The following is a 15881-nucleotide window of genomic DNA, read 5'->3' on the forward strand; positions in this document are numbered from 1 at the left end:
CGTCCGGGACCCTGACGCCCGACGACCGCCACCTGCTCGGGCTGGCCCTGGAGGTGTGCCCCGGCTTCGCCCCCGGCGAGGTCGTCTACCGCAGCCGCACCTCCCTGGTGGTGGGCGGGTCCCTGGACGGCGTCGAGGCGCTGGCCAAGGTGCGCACCCCCGACTGGCGGCGCCAGTGCCTGCGTGAGATCGACACGTACGACCTGTTCGACGCGGTGGCGCCGCCGGTGCCGGTGCCCCGGCGGTTCGCCTCCGACAAGGAGCGTGCCGTGCTGGTCATGGAGCGGCTCGCCGGGGAGGTGCTGGCGCCCGACCGGTTCCCGGTCACGCCCGTCTCCCGCGAGGACCTGGACGGGGTGCTGGCGGCGGTGGAGCGGCTGCGCCACTGGCACCCCGCGTTGGCCGAGGGCTGGTCGGTGGACTACCGGGGCATGCTGGAGGGCGTGCACGCCCAGGGCGTCTTCGACGACGCGCACTGGGCGTCGCTGCTCCGGCTCCTCGAACTGTGCGGCGAGCCCCGCGAGTTCGGCCACGGCGACCTGGTCCTCGCCAACGTGGTCCGCAGCCGCGGCCGGCAGGTCCTGATCGACTGGGCGAGCAGCGCCCTGTACCTGCCCTGCCTCGACCTCGCCCAGCTCTGGATGCTGCTCGGGGACGTCCCCGGCGCCCGGGCCCGGATCGAGGTGGCGGTGGCCGAACGCGCCGACGAGCGGGACGGGATGATGCCGTTCCTGGTGAACCTGACGCTGCTGCTCTACCGCGAGCGCCGCGCCCACCGGCGGTTCACCGACGACGCCTCGCGGGCCCGGGCGGTGCGGCTCGACGCCGCCTGGGAGCTGACCCGGCACCGGGTCCGGCAGTGCCTGGCGACGGCGGGCTGACCGGCCCGCGGCACACACGAAGGGGCCTCCCGGTGAAGTCACCGGGAGGCCCCTTCGTGTGGGGGTTCGTGGGGGGGACTACTGGATGAGCAGCTGGTGGCTGGCCAGTTCGCGGTAGAGGGGGCTGGTGCCGGTCAGTTCCTCGTGCCGGCCCGCGGCGACGACCTCGCCGTGTTCCAGGACGACGATCTGGTCGCTGTCCACGACGGTGGAGAGCCGGTGGGCGACCACGAGCAGCGTGCGGTCGGCGGTGACGGTGCCGATGGCCTCCCGCATCAGGGCCTCGTTGCGGGCGTCGAGGTTGCTGGTCGCCTCGTCGAGCAGCATGATCGGCGGCGCGGCGAGGAAGGTGCGGGCCAGGGCGAGCCGCTGCCGTTCGCCGCCGGAGAGCAGGACGCCGCCCTCGCCGACCTCGGTGTCCAGGCCGAGCGGCGCCCGCTCGACGACGCCCAGGAGGTTGACCGAGCGCAGCACCTCCCGCATGGCGTCGTCGGTGGCGTCGGGCGCGGCCAGGGACAGGTTGTCGCGGACGGTGCCGGCGAGGACGGGCGCCGACTGCTCGACGTAGCCGAGGCGTTGGCGCAGCTCCCGGCGCGGCAGGTCGCGTACGTCGGTGCCGCCGACCCGTACGACGCCCGAGGTGACGTCGTAGAACCGTTCCACCAGCGACAGCAGCGTGGACTTGCCCGCCCCGGAGGGGCCGACCAGGGCGGTGCGGGTGCCGCGGGGGACGGTGAGGGACACGTTCCGCAGGACCGTCTCGCCGTCGTCGTAGCCGAAGCTGACCCGGTCGAACTCGATCGCGGGCGGCCGTCCGGCGCCGGTCTCCGCATCGGGCCGGGTCCGCTCCCGCACGGTCAGCGTCCCCGCGGCGGCGCTGTCGGTCTCCTGCGGCAGGTCCACCATCTCCTCGATGCGCTGGAGGGCGCCGAGCCCGGACTGGAGCCGGGAGTAGGCGGTCAGCGCGCGGCCGAGCGGGAACCAGAGCATGAACAGGAACAGCACGAAGGCGACCATGTCGCCGACCTGGATGGCGCCGCTGGCCACCCGGGCGCCGCCCAGGCCGAGGACCACGAGGAACGCGACCTGGATGGTGGTGGACGTGATCGGGTTGATCATCGCCTGGAGCCGGGCGATGCGCATACCGGCGTGGTACGCCTCCTTGGCGTAGCCGTCGACGGCGTGCCCCTCGCGTTCCTCGGCGCCGCTGGCGCGGATCGTGCGGACGGCGGAGATGGCGCGCTCGACGGCGGACGTCATCTCGCCGATCCGGTCCTGGGCGTCGCGGGAGGCGCCCCGCACCCGGCGGGAGAGCCCGACGACGGCGAGGACGCCGAGGCCGAGGCCGAGGGCGGTGGCGGCGAACAGGGTGGGGTCGATCAGGCACATCATGAGCGCGGAGCCGCCGACCATGACGACGTTGGTCACGGTGTCGAACAGGCCCGAGGTGACCACCGCGCGCAGCATCGTGGTGTCGGCGCCGACCCGGGAGAGCATGTCGCCGGTGCGGCGCCGGTCGTACTCGGTGATGGGCAGCCGCAGCAGCCGGGCCACCAGCCGCCGCCGGGCGGTCAGGACCAGCCCCTCGGCGGCCCGCTGGAGCAGGTAGTCGCGGACGCCGCCGAGCACGGCCACGACGATGAGGACGCCGATGAGCAGGGCGACCAGCCGGCCCACCGGCCGGTCCGCCTCGATGTCGGTGAGCACGTCGCGGGTGAGCACCGGCTGGCTGAGGGTGAGGAGGGTCACCACCAGCGAGAGCACCGCGACGATCCCCAGCGTCGGCCAGTAGCCCTGGAGATACGGGAACAGGGAGCGCAGCCCGACCTTACGGGCGGGCGGGGCCGGCGGCCCGGGTTCCGGCGCGCTCTTCGCCCCGGCGTCCGGAGCGGGCGGTCGCTCCCTGGTCTGCGTGCTCGTCATCGGACTCCTACTCCTGTTTCACTGCGGGGGCTTCGCCGGTCAGGCGGGCTGTGGCGCGTCTCCGAGCACGTAGCCGTCGGCCGGGCGCATCGCGCGGCAGCGGCGCAGGTCGGTCAGCACGAAGGTGCGCTGGAGCCAGCGGTCGGTGCCGTCGTAGCGGGGCGTGAACTCGGTGCGGCCGTGGACGGTGACCCGGTTGTCGACGATCGCCAGTTCGCCCGGGGCGAGGCGGTGGGTGGTCGCGGTGGCGTCGAAGTGGGCCTGGAGTTCCCGCAGGGCCTCGGCGGCGCGTTCGGTGACCGGTTCGGTGGCGGCCAGGTCCACCCGGAGGTCGGGGTCCGACGGGTCGCCGAGGAGGACGGGCCCCGCCGCCTCGCCGGGGCCGCTCAGGTTGAAGGACGGCGGCGGGGCGGTGATGAACTCCGGTGCCCACAGGGCGTCCACGGTGCGGTCGGAGAGCAGTGGGAGCACCTGCCGGATGCAGGCGGTGCGCAGGCCCGCCCGGCCCGTGGGGTCGGCCCGCAGGCACAGCAGCATCACGAAGTCGGGGCGGTGCTCGTGGAAGGCGTTCTCGTTGTGGAACGTCAGCAGGGTCGAGCCGGCGTTGCCCTGGAACTCCTCCATCCCCGGCACGGGGACGACGTCCTGGACGAGGGCCCCGTTCTTCTCCGGCCGGAACGCGCCGGGGTCGCCCAGTCCGCAGGCCACCATCAGCAGCACCGCGGCGCCCAGCGAGGGCTCGCGCTGCACGGAGCCGTTGACCGCCGGGGTCGGCGGCAGCCCCATCGAGTCGACCGGCAGCCCGCGCAGCAGCATGCCGCCGTCCGGTCCCGAGTCCCGGCGGAATTCGGCGAGTTTCTTGCGCAGGTTCGCGGGCCATTCGTGCCAGGCGTTCCTGGCCGCCTCGACCCATTCGGCGTCGTCGGGCCGCCCGGTCGCCTGAGTGGCGAGCTTCCAGGCTATTTCCTCGACGAGTTCCGCGTCCGACTGGTTCAGCGTCACGTCGTAACGCGGCGCCGACCGTGCGGCATTCGCAGCCATTGTCAGAGCCTCCGTCCACATTCCTTTTGTGTGCACTCGTGACGCTATGGGCCGTCGTTATCGGCCGCGTATCGAGTGAGCATGAGCGGAAATTCAGGTTCCGGTGAGCCCGGCCAGGCCGAGGAGCAGCTCCTTGACCTCCGTCGCGGCGACGGCCTCCCCCAGGGGCGCGTGCGGGTCGGAGACGAGCAGCACGGGCGCGTCCCGGGGGTCGTCGGGCAGCCGTCCGTGGCTGCCGCGGACCCGGGAGCCGTCCAGCGGGACGACGTTCATGGTGTAGCGCAGGCCGAGCTTCTTGCGGGCCAGCGCGGTCGCCGCGCGGCGCCGGGCCGCCACCGGGGCGTTGTGGTCGAAGGCCAGCTCGGCCGGGTCGTAGCCGGGCTTGCGGTGGATCTCGACGGTGCGGGCGAAGTCCGGGGCCCGCGCGTCGTCCAGCCAGTAGTAGTAGGTGAACCAGGCCTCGGGCCGGGCGACCGCGACGAGTTCCCCGGCCCGCTCGTGGTCGAGGCCGTGCTCCTTCTTCCCCCGCTCGTCGAGCACCTCGGCGACCCCGTCGAGGCCGTGCAGCAGCTCCTCGACCCGGGGCAGGTCGGCGGGGTCGCGGACGTAGACGTGCGCCACCTGGTGGTCGGCGACGGCGAAGGCGCGGGACGTCCAGGGGTCCAGGTACTCCATGCCGTCCTGGGTGTGCACGGCCAGCAGCCCGGCCCGCCGCAGCGCCCGGTTGACGTCGACGGGCCTGCTGACCGGGGTGATGCCGTACTCGCTGAGCACCACGACGGTGACACCGTCGCGGCGGGCCTCGTCCAGCAGCGGCGCCAGGGTGCGGTCCAGTTCGGCGGCGGCCCGGCGGGCACGGCGGCTGTCCGGTCCGTACCGCTGGAGGTCGTAGTCGAGGTGCGGTACGTAGACCAGGTTCAGGTCGGGCCGGTGCGTGCGGTTCAGGTGGCGGGCCGCGTCGGCGATCCAGCGGGAGGAGACGATGCCGGCGGTGGGGCCCCAGTAGTGGAAGAGCGGGAACGGCCCGAGCCGGTCGGTGAGTTCGTCGTGGAGGGACGCCGGGTGGGTGTAGCAGTCGGGTTCCTTGCGGCCGTCGGCGTAGTAGACGGGCCGGGGGGTCACCGTCCAGTCGACGTCGGCGCCCATGGCGTACCACCAGCAGACGTTGGCGACGGTGTAGCCGGGCCGCAGCGCGCGGGCCGCCTGCCACACCTTCTCGCCGCCGACGAGCCGGTTGTGCTGCCGCCACAGCAGTACGTCGCCCAGCTCGCGGAAGTACCAGCCGTTGCCGACGACGCCGTGCTCCGCGGGCGGCGCCCCGGTCAGCAGCGTCGACTGCACCGAGCAGGTGACCGCGGGCAGCACGGTGTCCAGGCGGGCGCCCGCGCCGGCGTCGCGGAGCGCCGAGAGACGGGGCATGTGGGCCAGCAGGCGCGGGGTGAGCCCCACGACGTCCAGCACGAGCAGGCGCTTCACGGGGTGGTCTCCTCCGTCAGGCCGAGGGCGGTCAGGGTGGAGCGGGTCCAGGCGAGTTCACCGGCGATGCCGTCGACGAGTCCGCCGCCGTCGGGGGCGCCCGGCAGCACCGGCCAGGTGTAGGTCTCGACCTCCACGTGGTCGGTGAGCGCGGCCGGTCCGCCGAGCAGCGTGGTCAGCGCGGCGACCAGTTCGGGCCGGGTGCTGCGCAGGGGCGGCGGCAGGTCGCGCTGGACGGGCACGTGGTAGTGGACCCGCCACGCGTCGTCGCCGGGGAGCGCGCCCGCCAGCGCCTCGGGCAGGTCGTCGGCGGCGAGGGGGCCGTCCGGCGCGGTCTGCCTGGTCTGGTGCAGGAAACGCCGTTCGGCGAAGGCGGCCAGCGCGGCGCGGGCCGCCGGATCGGCCGGCCGGTCGGCGTGCACCGCGCAGGACGCCTGGGTCTTGACGACGGGCAGGGCCGCCGCGAGCCGGGTGAGCGCGGGCCCCGGCTCCTCGAAGGCGACGGCGAGGTGGCAGGTGTCCACGCAGACGCCGAGCCAGGCGTGGTCGGCGTCCGCGAGCCGGCGCACCGCCTGCCCGGTCGTCTCGATCAGGCAGCCCGGCTCCGGTTCGAACCCCACGCGCACGGTGCGCCCGGTGTCCGTCGCGACGGCGGCCAGGCCCTCGGCGAGCAGGTCGAGGTGGCGCCGGGCGAGGTCGTCGCGCTCCGGCGACCGGGGTGCCCGCCAGGCCAGCGGCAGCGTGGAGACCGAGCCCCGGGCGGCGTCGGGCGGCAGCAGCTCCGCGAGGACGCGGGCGCAGGCCAGGGTGTGGTCGAGGCGGGGCCGCTCGGTCCAGTCGGGGCGGTAGACGGCCTTCTTGACGGTCGGGGCGTGGAAGCCCGCGTAGGGGAAGGCGTTGAGGGTGACGACCTCGATGCCGCGCAGGTCGAGTTCCTTGCGGAGCAGGTCGAGCGCGGAGCGGTCGGCGGTCAGGGCGGTGACGACCGGCGCAGCCAGCCAGAGGCCCAGGCCGATCCGGTCGGCGCCGAGCCGCTCGCGCACCGGCTCGCCGTAGCGGGCCAGCTGGGCGAGGACGCCGTCCAGGTCCTCGGCCGCGTGCACGTTGGTGCAGTAGGCGAGGTGGACGGTGGTGCCGTCGGGGTGCGTCAGGCGCACGGCCGGCTACCTCTCCCCGCGGCGGATGGAGCTGCCCTCGAACTCGGCGGGCGTCCCGTCGGGGCCGTCGAGTTCGAGGCGTCCGCTCTGGCCGTAGAAGGCGACCGGGTTGCGCCACAGCACCTGGTCGACGTCGTCCTCGGTGAACCCCGCGGCGCGCATGGCGTCGGCGGTGCGGCGGGTCTTCAGCGGGTCGCTGCGGCCCCAGTCGGCGGCGGAGTTGACCAGGATCCGCTCGGTGCCGTACTCGCGCAGCAGCGCGACCATGCGGTCCTCGCTCATCTTGGTGTCGGGGTAGATCGAGAAGCCCATCCAGCAGCCGCTGTCCGCGACGGCGCGCACCGTCACCTCGTTGAGGTGGTCGACGACGACCCGCCCCGGTGCGATGCCGGACTCGCGGACCATGTCGAGGGTGCGGCGGGTGCCGCCCGCCTTGTCGCGGTGCGGGGTGTGCACGAGGGCGGGCAGGTCGTGCCGGACGGCCAGCTCCAGCTGGACGGCGAACGCCTTGTCCTCCGCGGGTGTCATGGAGTCGTAGCCGATCTCGCCGACCGCCACCACCCGGTCCCGGACCAGGTAGTCGGGCAGCACGTCGAGCACTCCGTCCAGGCGCGGGTCGTTGGCCTCCTTGGGGTTCAGGGCGAGCGCGCAGTGGTGCCGGATGGAGAACTGCTCGGCCCGGTACGGCTCCCAGCCGAGCAGCGAGTCGAAGTAGTCGGTGAAGGAGCTGACACCGGTGCGCGGCTGACCGAGCCAGAAGGCGGGTTCGACCAGGGCCCGGACCCCGGCGGCGGCCATCGCCTCGTAGTCGTCGGTGGTGCGGGACGTCATGTGGATGTGCGGGTCGAAGATGCGCGTCACGCCGTGGCCTCCGTGGATACGCGGTGGGTGTGCAGGTACTCGGCGACGTCGGGCGGTACGGTCCGTCCCGCGGCGCTCCGCTCGGCGGCGAAGTCGGCCATCATCCGGTCCAGTTCGGCGTCGGCGCGTCCGGCCAGACCCGCCACCCGGTCCAGCGGGATGCCGGTGAACACGCATTTGAGGACGGCCTGCCGGAACGCGTGCGCGCCGAGACGGCGGGCACCGTAAGGGCCGACGGCGGCGGCGATCAGCCTCGGGTCGTTGGACCGCAGCGCGTCCTCGACCAGCGGCAGTCCCAGGTCGCCGAGGTCGCCGTCGGCCTCCAGCAGCGCCAGCGACCGCAGCACGGCCCGCCGTTCGGGCCCGCCCCCGACCCGGTACAGCCGCGCCACGACGGCGGCCAGCTCGGCACCGGTCAGGGGCAGCGCGGCGAGCAGCGACGCCCGCACGGCGTCGTCGACACTCCACCCCGGCACGGCGCCCAGCGCGCCCCGCCCACACTTCCGCGCGGCGACCGCGAACAAGCCGTCGACCTCGCCGGGCTGCTCGCGAACGACGGCACGCCCCCGCTCGAGCCAGCCGGCGGCCTCCGGGGGGAGGGCGGCGACGAGGCCGGCGGACCCGGCGCTCACGCTGCCGCTCCCCGGGCCGTGGCGCGGGTGTGGGACTCGGCCGTGCGCAGGAAGTCCAGGGAGCGCCGGGCCACCTCGGGGGCGGCGTGGCTGTGGCGGGGCAGTTCCACCGAGACCAGGCCGCGGTAGCCGGTGCCGGCCAGGGCGGCGAGCACGGGCGGGAAGTCGATCTCCCCGCTGCCGAACTCCAGGTGCTCGTGGGTGCCGCGGCGCATGTCCTCGATCTGCACGTTGACCAGCCGGTCGGCGCAGCGCCGTACGCAGTCGGCGACGGGCTGCGGCTCCAGGCAGCGGCAGTGCCCGATGTCCAGGGTCAGGCCGAGCGGGTCCGGGCCGCCGAGCCTGCGGAGCAGTTCGTCGTAGGCGTCGAGGGTGTCCACGAACATGCCGGGCTCGGGCTCGAAGCCCAGGGTGACTCCGGCCTCCGCGGCGGCCTCGACGACCGTGGCGCAGCCGGACAGCAGCCGGTCCCACACCACCTGCCGGGGTGTGTCCGCCGGGGCGGCGCCGCTCCAGAAGGACACCGACTCCGCGCCGAGGTGGGCGCCGATCCGCACGGCGCGCAGCAGCAGGTCGACCCGGCGTTCCGCGCCCTCGGCGGACATCAGCACCGGCTGGTGCTTGCGCCAGGGGTCGAGCACGTAGCGCCCGCCGGTCTCGACGACGACGGCGAGACCGAGCCGGTCCAGCCGCGTGGCGAGCCGGTCCAGCCGCCGGGGCAGGTCGTCGGCGAACGGGTCGAGGTGGCGCGGGTCGAGGGTGAGGCCGACGCCCTCGTACCCCAGGTCCGCGAGGACGGCCAGCGCGTCCTCCAGCGGATGGTCGCCGAAGCCGTTGGTGCCGTACCCGAATCTGATGGGCGCGGTCATGTGGGGGACACCTTTCTGCCGAGTCGGCGGGCCCACGGGAGGGCGCAGGCCAGCGCGGCGCCCGCGGTACCGCGTCCGGCGGTCGCGGTCAGCGCCGCCTGCAAGGGGATCAGCGCGTGGATGCCGGCCGCCACCGCCCGCCGGACGTGCGGCGGAGACGGCGCCCGCGCGGCCGTGAGCTGCGCCGCCGAGCCGCCGTACGCGTACACGGCCGTGAGCGCCGCCGCCAGCGCCCGGTCCCGGGGCGGCCGGCGGTGGCCGCGCACCAGCACGGCGGCGCTGACCGCCGCGCCGACGGCGAGGGCCTGCCGGGGGACGGCGGGCGGCGCACCGCTCACCTCGTACCGGCTCAGACGCGTGACCATGCCGGTGTGCACGCCCACGGTGGCCGCGGCGGGCAGCGCCCGGCGCAGTCCGCCGGGTCCCGCGCCGCCCAGCACGTTCAGCGCGCGGGCCGCCGCCATCGCGGCGGCACCGGCCGGGGTGGGTTTCAGCGCGAGGTCGTACGCCCAGACGACCCCGGCCAGGGGCACCGCCGTCGCCAGCCCCCGCCGACCGCGCGCGAGCACCGCGAGGCCGAGGCCGGCCGCCGTGAGCCCACCGGCGACCGCGCGGGCCTCGGCGGGCGTGACCGCCCCGGAGGGGATGGGGCGTTCGGGCCGCTCGACGGCGTCGAGGTCGCGGTCGGCGTAGTCGTTGAGCGCCATGCCCGCCCAGTACAGGCAGACCGAGGACGCCACCATGCCGAGCAGTTCGGGACGGAGCGGCAGCCGCGCCGCCGCCGCGCCGGCGAGGACGTCACCGGGCACCGACAGCGCGGCCGGGGCCCGGACCAGGCGGGCCAGGTCGCGCGCCCGCGGCAGGGGCCTCACGCCGGCGCCCCCACCGCACGCGCCCACCCGACGAGCGTCGCGTACTGCGCGGCCAGGTCGTGCTCGGTGCTGCCGACCGGGTCCTTGAAGAAGAAGCCCAGCTCCGGCACCGGCCCGGCGACGCCCGCGCGGTGCGCGAGGGCCGTGAACCGGGCCAGGTCCAGCACGAGCGGCGCGGCCAGCGAGGAGTCGCAGCCCTGCCACGTGAACTGGAGGGTCATGCGCGCCCCGAGGAAGCCCTCGAACGTCACGTGGTCCCAGGCGGTCTTCCACTCCCCGAGGTCGGGGACGTGGTGGATGTGCACGCCGCCGTCCACCGCGTGGCCCAGCTCCGCTTCGAGCACCAGCCCCTTGGAGGCGTTCTTGCTGACGACGCGCTCGGGGTCGGCGAGGGTGGCGCCGTCGCCGCCGCCGAGCAGGTTGGTGCCGGACCAGGAGCGCACCCGCAGCGCCCGGCGGGCGAACATCGGCGCCAGCACCGACTTGACCAGGGTCTCCCCGGTCTTGCCGTCGCTGCCCGCGTACGGCAGGCCCCGCTCCCGGGCCAGTTCGTCCAGCGCGGGCAGGCGCGCCCCCGTCGACGGGGTGAAGTCGACGAAGGCGCAGCCGGCCCGCAGTGCCGCGTAGGCGTACAGGGAGCTGACGGGCAGCGGCCGTTCACCGCGCGCCAGCGCCTCGCGCAGCGCCGCCGCCGAGGCGTGTGCCGGGTGCGGTGCGGCGGGCGGCTGGGTGGAGGAGACGTTCACGACGACGACCCGGTCCAGACCGAGGCGTTCCCGGAATCCGGTGAGGTCGGCGACGAGCGCCTCGGCGGCCGCCGCCTGGTCGCCGCTCTCCGTGCCCGGTGGCGCCGGCCTGATCTCGGCGTCGGCCGCGTCGAGTTCCGCGGTCAGCACGCCCGGCAGGCCGCGCGGCACGACGCCCGCGTCGGCGAGCTGCTCGGCCCGTTTGACCAGGCTCGTGTCGACGACGTCGTGTCCGCCGAAGACCAGGTCGTCGAAGCCGGGCAGCGGCACGCCGTCGAAGGCTTCGAGCGTGCTCACACAGCCGGTGGCCGGCACCAGTCCGGCGCGCAGCGCGGCGGCGCCGACGACGGTCGTCGTGGCCACCGAGCCGCGGGCACCCACCAGCCAGATTCCGGTACGCATGAATGTCTCCTCCTGTCGTTCCCGCGGGGGTGGGGCGTCCGTCAGCTCATGCCTTCGGGGAGCGGGTAGGACAGGAAGTCGCGGTCGAGCTGACGCACGCTGCGCGGCAGCCACTTGACGGCCTCGCGGGCCACGACCTGGCGCGGCAGCGGCTCCTTGACCTCGGTCTGGGTGGGCTTGGCGATGGCCTGGATCGCCCACGCCATGGCGTTGACCGGGGCCATCCGCTCCCAGCGGTGGCGGTCGATGCCCAGCAGCATCATGGAGCGCATGAAGATGAACCAGATGTGGTAGCCGGGGGGCGGGTTGCCGTTCATGGTGTGCACCGGGCGCTCCCGGCGGGGGTCGTAGAGCACGCCCTGGGCGAAGTCCGCGAAGGCGCTGACCACGCCGTGGCTGCCCGGCCGGTAGTAGTCGTCGAAGACGCCGAGCTGGGCCTTGGAGAGGACGGCGAGCGGGCCCTTGATGGGGGTGACGTACTCGATGAAGTTGTTCGGGTAGTCGCTGGTGGCCGCCATCGCCATCCAGGCGTCGAAGATGGCCCGCTCCCAGCCGTCGCCGAGGGCGGTCTCGATGTCGGTGAACGCCTGCTCCAGTTCCGGGCCCACGTTGTAGAGCGTGGTCTCGTCGAACATGTACCAGAGCTCGTTGGCGCGGCGGTCGCCGAGCATGCCGGGCACGTCGGGGAAGTCGTCGCCGCGGCCGCGGTGCGGGGTGGCGGCCGGCCGCTCGGCGGCACCGGCCGGGGCGGCGCCCAGGAGGCCGGTGCCCGCGCCGAGGCCGACGGCCGCGACGGTGCCGAGGGTGGTGGTCATCAGCCTTCGTCGGCCGAGGTTGCTGCTGTTCGACATGGATTCTCCTTGGTTCTCTCGCGCGGGGTGGGTTCACGGGGGTGGGTTCACGGGGGTGGGTTCACGGGGTGGGTTCACGGGGGTGGGCACGGGGGCCGGTTCAATGGGCCCGCGGCAGGTCCGGCAGGTCGGCCTCGGCGTCGTGGCGCTGGATCCAGGACACGTCCTGGACGAGGGAGGACATCGTTCCGGTGGACTCGCCGCCGTCCTCGTCGGGCCGCAGCCGCTGCGAGCCGCCGCCCCGGGAGCCGAGCTGGACCCGGGTGGTGTGCGGCCTGCGGACGCCCTCGTAGGCGTCCAGCGCGTCCGCGATCAGGCGCCGGCCGGCGGGGGTCGAGGGCGCGGCGGCGGACGGCGCGTCCAGGCAGTGCGCGAGGACCGCCGCGTCCTCGACGGCCTGGCTGACGCCCTGGCCGTGGTGGGGCAGCATCGGGTGGGCCGCGTCACCGAGGAGGGTGACGGCCCCGGCGCTCCAGCGGGCCAGCGGCTCACGGTCGTACAACGCCCAGCGGCGGGTCTCCCGCACCGCGGCGACCAGCGACTTGACGTCGAGGTTCCAGCCGTCGAAGCGGGCGGCGAGTTCGTCCAGTTCGCCGGGGGCGCTCCACGACTCCAGCCGCCAGCGCGCGTCGGGCACGACAGCGACGAAGGTGAGGAACTCCCCGCCGCGCACCGGGTACACCAGCATGCGGGCGTCCGGTCCGGCCCACACCAGCAGGGTGTCGCCCGGCAGGCCGGGGACCTGGTCGCGGGCGACGATGCCGCGGAAGGCGCTCTGGCCGGAGAAGACGGCCGTGTCGGGCCCGGCGAGCGTGCGGCGCACCACGGAGTGCGCCCCGTCCGCGCCGATCAGCACGTCGGCCTCGGCGGTGGCGCCGCCGGCGAACTCCAGCCGGACCTCCCGCCCGGTCTCGGTGAACCGCTCGAGCCGGTGTCCCGCCCGCACCACGCCGGACGGCAGCGACTCGGCGAGCATGGTGTGCAGGTCGGCCCGGTGGATCGTGTAGTACGGCGCCCCGAACTCGGCCAGCCACTCCTCGCCCATCGGCTGCCGCACCAGGGTGGCGCCGTGCGACCAGTCCCGCACCTCCATGCCGGTGGGCCGTACGCCGAGGGCGCGCAGCCGCTCGCCGAGGCCCCAGCGCTCCAGGATGCGGCTGCCGTTGGGGCCCAGGTGCATGCCCACGCCCGATTCCCTGAGTTCCGGCGCCTGTTCGAAGACGCGTACCTCATGGCCCTTCCGGGTCAGGGCGAGGGCGGCGGCGAGTCCGCCGATGCCCCCGCCGACCACTGCGATCCGCAGCTTCGGCACCACGTTGTCCCTTCCTCTCGTGCGCTCGGTGCGGTCAGCTCCGCTGGTCCTGCACGGGTTCCGCGCCCGACCAGACGACGGCGGCGGAACCCCAGGTGAGGCCGCCGCCGAAGGCGGTCAGGAGCAGCCGGTCCCCGGAGCCGACACGTCCCTCGGCGGCCGCGTCGGCCAGCGCGAGGGGGATGGACGCGGCGGCGGTGTTGGCGACGTCCGCGATGTTCGACACCACCCGCTCCCGGGGCAGGCCGAGGCGCTTGGCGACCGAGGTGAGGATGCGGAGGTTCGCCTGGTGTCCGACGAAGGCGTCCACGTCGGCCAGGTCCCAGCCCGCGTGCGCGGCCACGGAGCGCGCGGACTCCGTCATGGTCGTCACGGCGCGGGCGTAGACGTCGCTGCCCCGCATGGTGAGGTGGTCGCCGTCCGGCGGGATGGTGATCAGGTCGTCGCCGGTGCCGTCGCTGCCGAGTTCGGTGTGGAGCACCGCACCCGGATCACCGGTCCGGCCGCGCTCCAGGAGGACGGCGCCGGCCCCGTCGCCGAAGACGACGGCCGTACCCCGGTCGCCGGGGTCGACGATCGACGAGTAGACGTCCGCGCCGATGACCAGGGCCCGCTCACAGGTGCCCGCGGTGATCATCGCGTCGGCCACGGACAGCCCGTACACGAACCCGGAGCACACGGCGGACAGGTCGAACGCGGCGGCCCGCAGCCCGAGCCGGGACGCCACCCGGGGGGCGGTGGCGGGGCAGCGCCGGTCCGGTGTCGTGGTCGCGAGCAGTACGAGGTCGCAGTCGTCGCGTCCGGCGGACTTCAGCGCGGCGGCCCCGGCGGTCACGGCGAGGTCCCCGGTGGTGGTCCCGGCGGACGCGCGGCGGCGGCGTTCGATGCCGGTGCGGCTGTGGATCCAGGCGTGGTCGGTGTCCAGGTGCCGGGACAACTCGTCGTTGGTGACGACCGTCTCCGGCAGGCAGGTGCCGAGTCCGGTGACGACGGCGCCGACGCGGTCGCTCGACGCGGTCACGGGCGCACTCCCGCCTGGACGGCGCCGGGGGTGGCGTGGGCGCCGGATGCGGCGTGGGCATCGGCTTCTGCCTGGGCCTGGGCGTGGGCGTGGGCGTCGGGAGCGGCGTCGGCGGGGGCCGGGTGCGTGGGCTGCCCGGACCCGGCGTGGGCCACGGCGGCGTGCCGTTCCGCGAAGTCGGGGTGGGCGATGGGCGCGCTGATCAGCCCCTCGGGAACGGCCAGTTCACCCAGCAGCGCCTCGGCGTCGAGGGACGCGCCGGCCGCCTCGTGCCGGGCCGCCTCGAACCCGAGGAGCGCGTCCTGGTCGAGGATCCCGGCCCGCAGCCCGGTCAGCGCGTGCTCCAGCACACAGGCCGCCGCGTACTGCCCCAGCAGCCGCTCGGACAACGGGTTCGCGGCCTCGCGGGCCCAGTGGCCGATCGCCAGCATCTGGTGGACGGCGCGGCTCCACTGGGCGCTGGCCTCCCCGGCGCCGTCCCGCTCCACCCGGTCGAGCAGGGCGTAGCAGACGGCCCGCAGCACCCGGGCGGCGTCCAGGCGCGTGGCCCCGGCGGCCGCCTCGTCGAGCACCCTGTCGAAGTCCGCGCGGTGGCGCAGCGCGAACCGGGTCGCCTGGTAGCCGAGGACGGTGTTGTCGCCGCCGAAGGTGACGGCGATCTCGTAGTCGTGCAGCAGGGGCGCGATCTGGTTCGCGTCGTGGTAGCCGAGCCCGCCGCACAGTTCCCGGGTCTCGGCGAGGGTGTGCCGGGCGTCGCCGGTCGAGCCGGACTTCCCGCAGGAGATGAGGGCGTGCAGCACCTGGTCGCGGGCCGGGGCCCCCTGCGCGCTGCGGGCCACCGCGATGTCGGACAGCGCGGCCATGGCGTGCCGGGCGCCCAGCGAACGGCCCACGGCCGCGGTCAGCCGCATGCGGTAGTGCTCGTGGCCGAGCAGCGGCCGGCCGAAGGTCTGCTTGACGGCCGCGAACCGGGTGGTGATCGCGCAGGCGAGCAGCTGCGCGTACGCCGCGCCCACCGAGGGGAAGAGCCGCTCGTGTGTGAAGGTGGCCAGACACTCCTCGAACCGCCGATGCCGCGGCAACGGGGAGCTGTACCTGCCCTCTTCATCGACCGACGCCCACCGGTTCATCAGGGCGGACAGCGGAAGCCGGTGGTCGGTGAAGGTCAGCACACCGGTCTGGTTGGCGGTGACGCCGCCCTTGGGCTCGGCCCGCCCGATCCGCACGCCGGGCAGCACCCGCCCGTCCGCGCGCAGCGGAACCCGCAGCCAGTGGTGCCCCTCGTCCCGCCCGCCGACCACCAGCCGGCTCAGCACCATGGCCACGTCGCCGCTGTGCAGGCTGTTACCGGTCCACACCTTGCTGTCGGCGGGCCGCGGGGTGTTGAGCACCAGGGTGCGGTCGCGGGGGTCGTACGTCGCGACGGTCCGCACCTGCTTCAGATCGGACCCGGCGAGCAGTTCGGACCCGGCGAAGCAGTACATCCGCTCCATCGAGTCGATCTCCGCCGTCCAGGAGTCGAGTTGCTCCGTACCGGCGTGGCTGAGCAGCGCGTCGCCCGCGATCTGGTGCGAGACGAGGACGTTGAGCAGGGACAGGTCGTACGCGCCGATCCAGCCCATGGTGCGCAGGAACTCGGGGAAGCGGTCGCTGTCACCGCGTCCCAGCCACAGCGAATTCGCCGCGAACCCGGCCCCGTTGAGGAGCCGCGCCCGGCGCAGCGTGAGCAGGCTGTAGTCGCGGACGCTGAGGTCGTCGGGCCGGATGGTGGCGAACTCGGGCCCGGAGAGGACACGGGCCAGCTCTTCTTCGCGTTGCGTCATGAACTCTCCAGGAA

At 74.7% G+C, this 15881-nt stretch carries 14 protein-coding genes; 1 reads left to right on the forward strand and 13 read right to left on the reverse strand.

Features of this window, described 5'->3' with window-relative positions:
- Positions 1-11 precede the first annotated feature (11 nt).
- Positions 12-881 (forward strand): 3-hydroxyasparagine phosphotransferase, encoded by an 870-nt coding sequence (gene hasP / locus OIE75_RS15830; RefSeq protein ID WP_307017954.1) that lies wholly within the window; start codon positions 12-14, stop codon positions 879-881.
- Positions 882-959: 78 nt separating this feature from the next.
- Here hasP and OIE75_RS15835 read toward each other — a convergent pair whose 3' ends face one another.
- From OIE75_RS15835 to OIE75_RS15895, 13 genes are all read right to left on the reverse strand, one after another.
- Entirely contained in the window at positions 960-2804 is a 1845-nt protein-coding gene (locus OIE75_RS15835; protein WP_329471269.1) for an ABC transporter ATP-binding protein, read from the reverse strand.
- 39 nt (positions 2805-2843) lie between these two features.
- A complete protein-coding gene (locus OIE75_RS15840) occupies positions 2844-3845 on the reverse strand; it encodes a clavaminate synthase family protein (protein WP_307012993.1) in 1002 nt (333 codons plus the stop codon).
- A gap of 93 nt (positions 3846-3938) precedes the next feature.
- Positions 3939-5264 (reverse strand): nucleotide pyrophosphatase/phosphodiesterase family protein, encoded by a 1326-nt coding sequence (locus OIE75_RS15845; protein WP_443078446.1) that lies wholly within the window; start codon positions 5262-5264, stop codon positions 3939-3941.
- 53 nt (positions 5265-5317) lie between these two features.
- Entirely contained in the window at positions 5318-6478 is a 1161-nt protein-coding gene (gene eboE, locus OIE75_RS15850; protein ID WP_329471271.1) for a metabolite traffic protein EboE, read from the reverse strand.
- Between the two features lie 6 nt (positions 6479-6484).
- Positions 6485-7339 carry a TatD family hydrolase gene (locus tag OIE75_RS15855; protein WP_329471272.1) on the reverse strand — a complete coding sequence of 285 codons (855 nt, stop codon included), beginning with the start codon at positions 7337-7339 and terminating at the stop codon, positions 6485-6487.
- Positions 7336-7971, reverse strand: coding sequence for an EboA domain-containing protein (locus OIE75_RS15860; protein WP_329471273.1), 636 nt, complete (start codon positions 7969-7971; stop codon positions 7336-7338). The genes OIE75_RS15855 and OIE75_RS15860 overlap by 4 nt, the downstream gene beginning before the upstream one ends.
- Positions 7968-8840, reverse strand: coding sequence for a sugar phosphate isomerase/epimerase family protein (locus OIE75_RS15865; protein WP_329471274.1), 873 nt, complete (start codon positions 8838-8840; stop codon positions 7968-7970). The genes OIE75_RS15860 and OIE75_RS15865 overlap by 4 nt, the downstream gene beginning before the upstream one ends.
- Positions 8837-9712, reverse strand: a complete 876-nt coding sequence (locus tag OIE75_RS15870; RefSeq protein ID WP_329471275.1) for an SCO3242 family prenyltransferase — start codon at positions 9710-9712, stop codon at positions 8837-8839. Before OIE75_RS15870 ends, OIE75_RS15865 begins: the two co-directional genes overlap by 4 nt.
- Positions 9709-10860 (reverse strand): inositol-3-phosphate synthase, encoded by a 1152-nt coding sequence (locus tag OIE75_RS15875; RefSeq protein ID WP_307013004.1) that lies wholly within the window; start codon positions 10858-10860, stop codon positions 9709-9711. Before OIE75_RS15875 ends, OIE75_RS15870 begins: the two co-directional genes overlap by 4 nt.
- Before the next feature lie 41 nt (positions 10861-10901).
- Entirely contained in the window at positions 10902-11711 is an 810-nt protein-coding gene (locus tag OIE75_RS15880; RefSeq protein WP_307013005.1) for a hypothetical protein, read from the reverse strand.
- Between the two features lie 100 nt (positions 11712-11811).
- A complete protein-coding gene (locus tag OIE75_RS15885) occupies positions 11812-13026 on the reverse strand; it encodes an FAD-dependent monooxygenase (protein ID WP_329471276.1) in 1215 nt (404 codons plus the stop codon).
- 31 nt (positions 13027-13057) lie between these two features.
- Positions 13058-14044: a beta-ketoacyl-ACP synthase III gene (locus OIE75_RS15890; protein ID WP_329471277.1), complete on the reverse strand. Its 987-nt coding sequence runs from the start codon at positions 14042-14044 to the stop codon at positions 13058-13060.
- On the reverse strand, positions 14041-15867 hold the full coding sequence (locus tag OIE75_RS15895) for an acyl-CoA dehydrogenase family protein (protein WP_329471278.1): 1827 nt from the start codon (positions 15865-15867) through the stop codon (positions 14041-14043). Before OIE75_RS15895 ends, OIE75_RS15890 begins: the two co-directional genes overlap by 4 nt.
- Positions 15868-15881: the final 14 nt, after the last annotated feature.

It is taken from the genome of Streptomyces sp. NBC_01723, from assembly GCF_036246005.1.
Lineage (GTDB): Bacteria > Actinomycetota > Actinomycetes > Streptomycetales > Streptomycetaceae > Streptomyces.